This is a genomic window from Kitasatospora sp. NPDC001683 (assembly GCF_053596495.1).
This window is the reverse complement of the sequence record NZ_JBSFGK010000042.1, coordinates 63,278-71,872: the sequence shown is the minus strand read 5'-3', so window position 1 is coordinate 71,872 and position 8,595 is coordinate 63,278. Positions and strand designations below refer to the sequence as shown.

At 72.6% G+C, this 8,595-nt stretch carries 6 protein-coding genes and 1 pseudogene; 5 read left to right on the top strand and 2 right to left on the bottom strand.

Going from position 1 to position 8,595, the window contains the following annotated elements; genetic code table 11:
• Positions 1-123: 123 nt before the first annotated feature.
• On the bottom strand, positions 124-897 hold the full coding sequence (locus ACWCYO_RS22695) for a hypothetical protein (RefSeq protein ID WP_449785213.1): 774 nt from the start codon (positions 895-897) through the stop codon (positions 124-126).
• 146 nt (positions 898-1,043) lie between these two features.
• On the opposite strand from ACWCYO_RS22695, the gene ACWCYO_RS22690 reads away from it, so the two are divergent.
• The 4 genes from ACWCYO_RS22690 (at position 1,044) to ACWCYO_RS22675 (ending at position 7,047) form a co-directional block, all read left to right on the top strand.
• Complete coding sequence (locus ACWCYO_RS22690; protein ID WP_449785212.1) at positions 1,044-3,065, top strand: N-6 DNA methylase; 2,022 nt, start codon at positions 1,044-1,046, stop codon at positions 3,063-3,065.
• A gap of 130 nt (positions 3,066-3,195) precedes the next feature.
• Positions 3,196-3,633 (top strand): hypothetical protein, encoded by a 438-nt coding sequence (locus ACWCYO_RS22685; protein ID WP_449785211.1) that lies wholly within the window; start codon positions 3,196-3,198, stop codon positions 3,631-3,633.
• Positions 3,630-5,267, top strand: coding sequence for a protein kinase domain-containing protein (locus ACWCYO_RS22680; protein WP_449785210.1), 1,638 nt, complete (start codon positions 3,630-3,632; stop codon positions 5,265-5,267). The genes ACWCYO_RS22685 and ACWCYO_RS22680 overlap by 4 nt, the downstream gene beginning before the upstream one ends.
• 583 nt (positions 5,268-5,850) lie before the next feature.
• A complete protein-coding gene (locus ACWCYO_RS22675; RefSeq protein ID WP_270146191.1) occupies positions 5,851-7,047 on the top strand; it encodes an MFS transporter in 1,197 nt (398 codons plus the stop codon).
• A gap of 183 nt (positions 7,048-7,230) precedes the next feature.
• On the opposite strand, the pseudogene ACWCYO_RS22670 reads toward ACWCYO_RS22675, so the two are convergent.
• Positions 7,231-7,815, bottom strand: a pseudogene (locus ACWCYO_RS22670) (sensor histidine kinase); the annotation flags it as partial.
• Between the two features lie 569 nt (positions 7,816-8,384).
• Here ACWCYO_RS22670 and ACWCYO_RS22665 point away from each other — a divergent pair.
• The gene (locus ACWCYO_RS22665; protein ID WP_449785209.1) at positions 8,385-8,564 is read left to right on the top strand and encodes a hypothetical protein; all 180 of its coding nucleotides are present in this window, start codon (positions 8,385-8,387) and stop codon (positions 8,562-8,564) included.
• Positions 8,565-8,595 lie beyond the last annotated feature (31 nt).

The window sequence follows — 8,595 nt, the reverse complement described above, 5'->3', positions numbered from 1 at the left end:
CCCCATCCTCTCTACCCCCCCGGGGTGTGGTGGGGTGGCCTCCCCACTTGTGTTTGTTTTTAACACCGGGCGGCCCCGCCCCCCCCCGGCGCGGCCCCCCCCCCGCCGCTGTCTCGACGCCGTTCAGTGCGCGGAGGCCGCGTTCTTGACCAGGGTCTTGGTCAGGGCCACGCCGGCAGTTCCGGTGTTGCTCTGGTTGTTGTCATAGGTCGTCACCACGACGCTGCCGACCCGGGCGGCCACCAGCGTGCTACCCCCGGTCCAGTCCGGTGAGGTGATGACCGCCTGGAGCGCTTCGTCCCCGACGCCGGGCAGGCTCTGCAGCGCGACGGTCGCGGTGTAGTTCTGGCCGTTCTGGGCGACGGTGAAGGTGTGGCACGCGGTGAGGGTCTTCTTCAGGTTGGCCATGACCGTCTGCGCGTCGTTGCCGCGGTAGGCGTCCAGCTCCTGGGCGAACAGGTTCTGCGATTCGTCCGTGTAGTCGTTCTGGGCGAAGGACGCGGCGTTGATCCCGGCCGCGTTGACCCATCCCGTCCCGTTGAGCATGTCGCACGCCTTGGTGGCGGGGACGGCGGAGGGCGAGATCGGCGGGTTGAATCCGTCGCCGGTGCTCTTGGTGCCGCTGGGGTCGAGCTTGAGCGTCTGTGGGAGCGCGCTGGCCGGCAGGAGCATGGCGTTCAGCTTGTTCCCGTTGGGGAGGCCGGCGATGCCCGCGGCGGGGCCGGGGGCCGGGGTGGTGGACGCGGCGGTGCCGGCGGACGCGGCTGCGGACGGGGCGGCCGGGGCGGCGGAGGCGGAGGTGGAGGTGGACGCGCTCTCCGGCCCGCAGGCGGCGAGGCCGAGAACCGCGGTGGCGCTGCAGGCGATCAGGGTGGCCCGGCGGAGTGGCTGAGACATGGAGGGGTGTGCACCTTTCGGGCAGGGAGGCTGTGTGAGCGGCGCGCCAATCAGACCATGAGCTGTGAACCGCGTCAACGCAAGAATTTCCTGTGAGGCGGATTGTAGAATCGTGTTCAGTCGTAGAGTCGGGGGAGGGCCACTCAATGCCGGAGCACAGGACAGACGTCACTGCCGCCGGGATCGCGCGGTTGGCCGGTGTCGGCCGGGCCGCGGTCAGCAACTGGCGGCGCAGGCACGCGGACTTCCCCAAGCCCGTCGGCGGCACCGACACCAGCCCGGTCTTCGACCTGGCCGACGTCGAGCAGTGGCTACGCGACCAGGGCAAGCTCGCCCAGGTCCCCCTGCGGGAACGGGTCTGGCAGCAGATCGAACGGGATCCGGCTGGGGCGGCGACCGCGCTGCGGCTGGTCGGTGCCGTGCTCCTGCTGCGCGATCAGTCCACCCGCTGGCAGGAACTGATCACCGCGGACGACCGCCGTTCGGCCCGCGAGCTACCTGAAGCGCTCGCCGAGGCACTCCGCGCCCGCCTGGGCGAGGGCCACCCGGTACCCGTGCCGAGCGGGCCCGAGCTGACGGAGCGTCTGGCGCTGCTGCGTGGTGGCGCAGAGCTCGCGAACGAACTCGGCGCACGCCGGGCGTACGAGTTCCTGATGGGGCGCCACTTGGAGGCGGGGCCGCGCCAGTACACGCTGACCCCCGCACCGCTCTCGGAGCTGATGGCCGAACTCGCCGGCCCCGCCGAGCTGGTGCTGGACCCCGCATGCGGCTTCGGTGGCCTGCTCGGCGCGGTCGGTCCCACCACCACGGTGATCGGTCAGGAAGCCGATCCGGACCTCGCCGCGCTGACCGCGGTACGCCTCGCCCTGCACACGGACCGGGAGGTGCGAATCCGGACGGGCGACAGCCTGCGCGCCGACGCACACACCGGCGTGCGCGCGGACGCCGTGCTGTGCCACCCGCCGTTCAACGAGCGCTCCTGGGGACATGAGGAGCTCGCCTACGACACCCGCTGGGAGTACGGGCTGCCGCCGCGGACCGAGTCCGAGCTGGCCTGGGTGCAGCACGCCCTCGCCCATGTGCGCGAGAACGGCTGCGCCGTGCTGCTGATGCCGCCCGCCGCGGCGTCCCGCCGGTCGGGCCGGCGGATCCGGGCGGACCTGCTGCGGCGCGGCGCGCTCCGGGCGGTCGTCGCGCTGCCCGCGGGCGTGGCCCCGCCGTACGGGATCCCCCTGCACCTGTGGGTGCTGCGCCGCCCCGCGGCGGACGCGCGGCAACCGCAGCGACTGCTGCTGGTGAACGCAGCCGAGCAGCCGGACGGCGGGGGAAAGCTGCCCTGGCAGGAGCTGCGCAACACGGTGCTGGAGGACTGGTACGCCTTCGACCGCGACGGCGCGGCACCGGAGCGGCCCGGCGTCAGCCGCACCGTCCCGTTGGTCGACCTGCTGGACGACGACGTGGACGTGACCCCGGCCCGGCACCTGCCGATTCGGGCGGCGGGCACCGGAGAGGCCGCGCTGAGCGAGGTCCGCGAACGCCTGACCGGTGCCCTGCGTCGCACCGTGGAACTGGCGCCGCTGGTGGGCGGCCAGAGCGCGCCCGCGCACTGGCCGATGACCAGCCTCGGCGAACTGGCCAGGACGGGAGCCCTGTTGATGCGGACGGGCGGTGCCGGAGCCGGCACCGGCGGCCCGCCGGTCCTGAGCGAGCACGACATCGTGTCGGGCGGCGCCCCCTCCGGCGTGCTGCCCGAGGGCGAGGACGAGGAGCCGGTGCTCGTCCAGGCGGGGGACGTGGTGATCCCCGTGCTCGGCCGGGGCACCGCGACCCGCGTGATCGACGAAGCCACCGCCGGTGCCGCGCTGGGCCGCAACGTCTACCTGCTGCGACCCGACCCCGACACCCTGGACTCGTGGTTCCTCGCCGGCTTCCTGCGCAGCAGTGCGAACAACCGGCAGGCCAGCAGCTTCACCACGTCCGCAACCCGGCTCGATGTGCGCCGGCTCCAGGTGCCCCGGCTGCCGCTGGCCGACCAGCGGCGGTACGGTGAGCGGTTCCGCGCGGTCGCCGCCTTCGAGGACGCGACACGCCTGGCCGCGAGACTGGGCGAACTGCTCGTCCAGGGCCTGTACGACGGGCTGACGGACGGGAGCATCAGGCCGTCCTGAGGGCGGACGGCCGCCCGGCGGACGGGTCGGTAGGCTGACCCCGGCAATCACCGATCAACCTCCGCCGAGCAGGAGCTGGCCCATGTACGGCCCCGTCCCCACAGCGCCGCCGCTTCGGAGGGGCGCGCGCGTGTGGAGGGTGCTTCTGCGGGTGGTGCTCGCCGCCGTTCCGATGCTGACCATCGGCATGCTGGGCTGGATCCCGATGCTGTACCTCGCGCTGGTGCACCGACGCGGCCGCGACTGGCTGGTGCTCGTCGCGGTGGCGGCGGCGTCCATCGGCGGGGTGGCGCTGATCGGGCCGTCCGGGAAGAACAGCTGGCAGGCCGTCACCGGGGTGGTGCTCCTGCTCGGGACCATGGCCTTCGCCCCGGCGTACTTCCTCGCCGTCGACCTGCGGCCGCGGCCTTCGGACCGGGTGGTTCCCGGCCAGGGGACCCCGGGGGCGCTGCCGGCGGCGCAGCCGGGCTACCCGTCTGCGGGCCTGCCGCGCCAGGACCGCATCGGGCAGGTCAGGGCCGGGCTCGACGAACTGAGCGCCTACCTCGAGCAGCAGGAGCGCTCATGAAGGGCCGGCTCGTCGCCGGGCGATACGAGCTGGCGACGCTCATCGGGCAGGGCGGCATGGGCCAGGTGTGGACCGCGCACGACAACGTCCTGGACCGGCGGGTGGCGGTCAAGCTGCTCCGGACCGACCGGATGCCCGAAGCGGCGGAGGACTTCGACGGAGTCCGGCGGCGCTTCGCCCGGGAGTGCCGGGTCACCGCCCAGGTCGATCACCCCGGACTGGTCACCGTGCACGATGCCGCCAGCGATGGCGACGACCTCTACCTGGTCATGCAGTACGTCGACGGCGCGGACCTGGCCGACCACTTGGCCGAGCACGATCCCTACCCCTGGCCGTGGGCGGTCGCCGTGGCAGCGCAGCTCTGCCCGGTGCTGACCGCCGTGCACGCGGTGCGGGCCGTGCACCGCGACCTCAAGCCGCGCAATGTCATGGTCCGTCCCGACGGCACCCTCGTCGTGCTCGACCTCGGTGTCGCCGCCGTCCTGGACTCCGACACCACGCGGCTCACCCTCACCGGGTCTCCCATCGGCAGCCCCGCGTACATGGCACCCGAGCAGGCCATGGGTGGCGAAGTCGGCCCGAGCGCCGACCTCTACTCGCTCGGCGTGATCCTGCACGAACTGCTCGGCGGTACGGTTCCCTTCGCCGGCGCCTCCGCGCTGGGCGTGCTGCACCGGCACCTCCACGAGCCGCCCCTGCCACTGCGGGCGCTTCGGCCAGAGGTGCCGGAACCGCTGGAGGCCCTGGTCCTGCGGCTGCTCGCCAAGGACCCGCGGGACCGTCCGGCCGATGCGGCGGAGGTTTACCGCGCGCTGGCGCCCCTGCTGCCCGGGCCCGCCTCGAACCGCCCTGACGGCCCCGGGGTCCCGATGGACCCGACCCGGCCGTTCCGGCAGCCCTACGCGCCCTGGCACGGCGGGCAGCCGCCGTGTCGGTCACCGCACTTGTCGACCGTGCCCGCCGCGGACCCGCACCCGGATCCGCCCGCACCCGTCGGCGGGACGGCCGACATCGCCGCCGCCGTCAAGGAGGCCAAGGGGTTGCTGGATTCGGGTCGGATCACTCATGCCGTGAGCGTGCTCGGCAGAGCGCTCTCCGGTGCCGCCGAGGCCCGTGGCCGGAACTCTCCCGTCGTCCACATGCTGCGGAAGCACTACGCCGCGACTTTGCTGGAGGACGGTCAGTTCCGCGCCGCCCTGACGGAGTTCCGGCTGCTGATCGAGCAGCGCTCCGCCGAGGCCGGCCCGACCGACCCGCAGGCCCTTCGCTTCCGCGTCGAGGCGGCGCAGTGCCTGGAACACCTCGGCGACCACGTCTCGGCGCTCGCCGAGTACCGGTCCCTGCTTCCCCAGCTGGACCGGCTCGCCGACGACGATCCGGCGTTCGCACTGGAGGTCCGCAGCCGCACAGCGCACCTGCTCTTCGCGGCCGGTGACCACACCGGCGCCCGCACGGCCCAGCTGCGACTGCTCGTCGACACCGAGCGGTTCTACGGCCCGCACCACCCGCTCGCCGCTGAAGCCCGGCGCACCCTCGACGAATGGGCCGAGGCCGGCGGCAGCGTCCATGAGCGGCCGGCGGTCTCCGCCAGCCGGAAGCACGGCCTGCGGGGCCGGAATCGGACGACCCGTTGAACCTACGGGTGGATCAGTCGGCGCGGGGGTCTACCGCCCGCCCGGAACGTGCACTTGGTGACGGTGTGCACCAGCCGGTGATCGATGTCGGAAAGCCGTGTGCGGGCGAACCGCACGCACGGTTCGAAGCGGCGGGGACTGGAAACGGAGCATCGGCAACCGCTCCAGTCCCCGACCCTGCTCAGTGGTCGGCTTCGCTGAGCTGTTGGACGAGTTCGGCGAACTGTGCCGCGGTGGAGTGCATGTAGAACTGTCTGGGGGGCACCGGGGTGTTGAGCTGTTTGCTCCAGATGCGCAGGACGGTGTCGGCGATCGTACTGGTGGCCGGTTCGGGGGTGTCGAGCGGGTCAGCCGGCGCGGTACGTGGTCCGTTCTGAGCGGTTGGCGTACTTGGTGGGTTGCCGGTTGTACGTCTGCCCTCGTGACCTGGACGGCTGGCCGGCTGGTCGGTTCCTCGGGAGGTCTCGTGCGGGAAGTTGACGGGCTCGGTGGGTGTGGGGTCGAGGGACGCGGGTCGTGAGCGTGTATTCCGTTCCGGGTTCGTTCCTGGCAGGTTCGTTCCTGGGCCGGGGGGAGCGGTTCTGTGCTGACTGAGCAGGATTCCGAGGTCGTCGAGACCACTGACAAGCGGTCCATGCGGTACGCGCTGTTGATCTCGCTGGCCACTGGGATCGGTTATCTGCCGTTCGCTTTGACGATTCCGATCCTGCCCGGTTACGTGACGGATCGGTTGCACGGCGGCCCGGCGGACGTCGGTGCGGTCGTCAGCAGTTACGCGTTGACTTCCCTGCTGTCGCGGCCGGTGTCGGGCGCGTTGATGAACCGTCTCGGTGCCCGGGCTCTGACCGTCGGTGGGACGTTGCTGACGGTGTTGGCCACTGTGTGTTATCCGCTGGCTGGGTCTGTTACCGAACTGGTGGGCCTGCGTCTGCTGGCGGGTGTCGGTATGGGAGTGATGCAGGCCGCGACCGGGGTCTGGCCCGTGCAGTTGGTTGCCAAGGACCGGCAGAGCTGGGCGTTGGGGTTGGGCGGTACCGTCAACTACCTCGCCCTGGGGGTGGGTGCTCCGCTGGGTGCGTTGATCGGTCGCTGGGCGGGCGCGGCAGACACGTTCGTGGTCGCCGGGCTGGTCGCCCTGCTCGTCATCCCGATCGCTTTGTACGTGCCCGAGGTGCGTTTCTCCCCGAAGGCGGAGAAGGCAGGCGTCGAGCGGCGCCAGGCACTGCTGGGCACCGTGCTGCCGAGCGTCGCACTGGTCTTCACCGCGTTCGGCTTCGCCGCCGTCGCCAGCTTCGCGGTCGCGAAGTTCAACGCCCTGGGTGTCGCCGGCGGAGCGGCCGTGGTCACCGCGTACTCCCTGACCGTGGTGCTGTTGCGCATAGCGGGTACCTGGATCCGTTGGGAGGCCAAGCGGCGGGTGGAGCTGGCGGGCCTGTTCCTGGTCGAGGCCGTGGGGATCGCGCTCGTCGGGCTGTCGCACGGGCTGGGTATGGGTGTGGTCGGCGGTGTGCTCACCGGCGTGGGCATGTGGCAGATCTACCCGGCGTTGGGAGTGTTGGTGGTGCGCTCGGTCAGCGAGCGCGGGCGCGCCATGGCGCTGTCGGTCTTCGGGGCCTGCTTCACGGTGGGTGTCGCCATCGGCAGCGGTTCCCTCGGGCTGATCGCCCAGGCCACCGGGTACCAGACGATGTTCCTCATCTGTGCCGCCTGCATCGTTCTGGGCCTGCTGGTGGCGGTGACCGCGTCCCGCGTGCGAAGGCCGGCGGACAACGGCCGATAACGGGGTGTTGTGCTCGGCGCTATCCGCTCCGACTCGTCGAACGAGTCCACGCCGGGTTCCTGCCTGCCCGTTCCCTCCGTGGTCTCCATCGGGTCGAGGGCGACGGTAGCCGAGTTCGTGGAGTCGGGCGACGGCTCGGCACCCGACAGGGGGCCCTTCGGCGTTGGTGAGCGGGGCGGGTGGTCAGTCCGGGGGGAGGGTGAGGGTGGCGAGAGCGCCGCCGGCGGGGTGGTTGGTGAAGGTGAGGGTGGCGCCGATGACGCGGGTGTGGCCGGTGGCGCTGGTGAGGCCGAGGCCGTGGCCGCGGCCGCGTTCGGGGGCGTTGGTGCGGAAGCGCTGGGGACCGTGCTGGAGGAGGTCGTCGGGGTAGCCGGGGCCGTGGTCGCGGACGGTGATGCGGCGGCCGTCGACGTGGAGTTCGACCGGGCCGGCGCCGTGGCGGTGGGCGTTGAGCAGCAGGTTGCCGAGGATGCGGTCGAGGCGGCGCAGGTCGGTGCGGACCTCCTGGTCGGAGGTGATCCCGATCGAGACGTCGAGGCCGGTGAGGGTGACGGTGCGGCGCACCGCGCGTTCCAGCGGGACGGCGGAGAGGTCGGGGGGACTCGACGTCCGCGTCCAGGCGGGAGACCTCGAGGAGGTCCCGACGAGGGCGCGCAGGGCCTGGACCCGGTTCTGCACCAGCTGGGTGGGGCGGCCGGGCGGCAGGAGCTCGGCGGCGGTGACCAGGCCGGTGAGCGGGGTGCGCAGCTCGTGGGCGACGTCGGCGGTGGCCGCGCCCGCCGGAGCCGACTGACCGGGGCCGACCGGGCGGGCCGGCTTGGTGGGGGCGGCGGAGGGGCGGGCCACGCCCGCGGCCGCGCCGGCCGGCGCCGAGTCGGCGGGCGCGTGGGCGGTGGGGGCGGGCTGCGGGGTTCCGTCGGCCCAGGCCTGCCCGCCGGTGACGACGGTCGCCAGCGCGGCGCCGGTCATGGCGCAGACCGCCAGCATCCGACGGGCGGTCGAACGGTGGGTGCGGCTCCTGCTCATGCGGTGGTTCTCCTTCGTGACTCTGGTGAACACGTCAGTGGCGAGACCGCGGCTCTCGCGAACGCCCCCGGCCCGTACGGCCGGTCGGTGCGTCGTCAGTGACGGTAGGAGGGGTGTGTCGCGGTGCCCGCCCGGCCGCGTCACGGTCGCCCATCGGCTGGGTAACGGTCCCCGGCCGACCGGATCGGACCCGCGGCGGAACCCCTGCCGCACGGCGGAACACACCCGGTGACATGTGTCGGGGACTGAGCACCCCCGCCCGCCCGTCCGTACATCACGGTGGGGGAGAAACCGAGAGAAAGGTGGCAGTGATGAGCATCCTCTCCAACCTCCTGCCGACGCTGCGGCGCGGCGGCGGTGACCGCGACGACCGCGGTGACCGCGGTGACCGCGGGGAAGGCCGCGACGACTTCCGGCGCGACAGGGACGACTTCGACGACGACCACGGTGGTCGCTTCGGTGGCGGCCGGGACCGGGACGACTGGTACTGACGGCTGACGCCCACGGACCGATCGTGGTCCC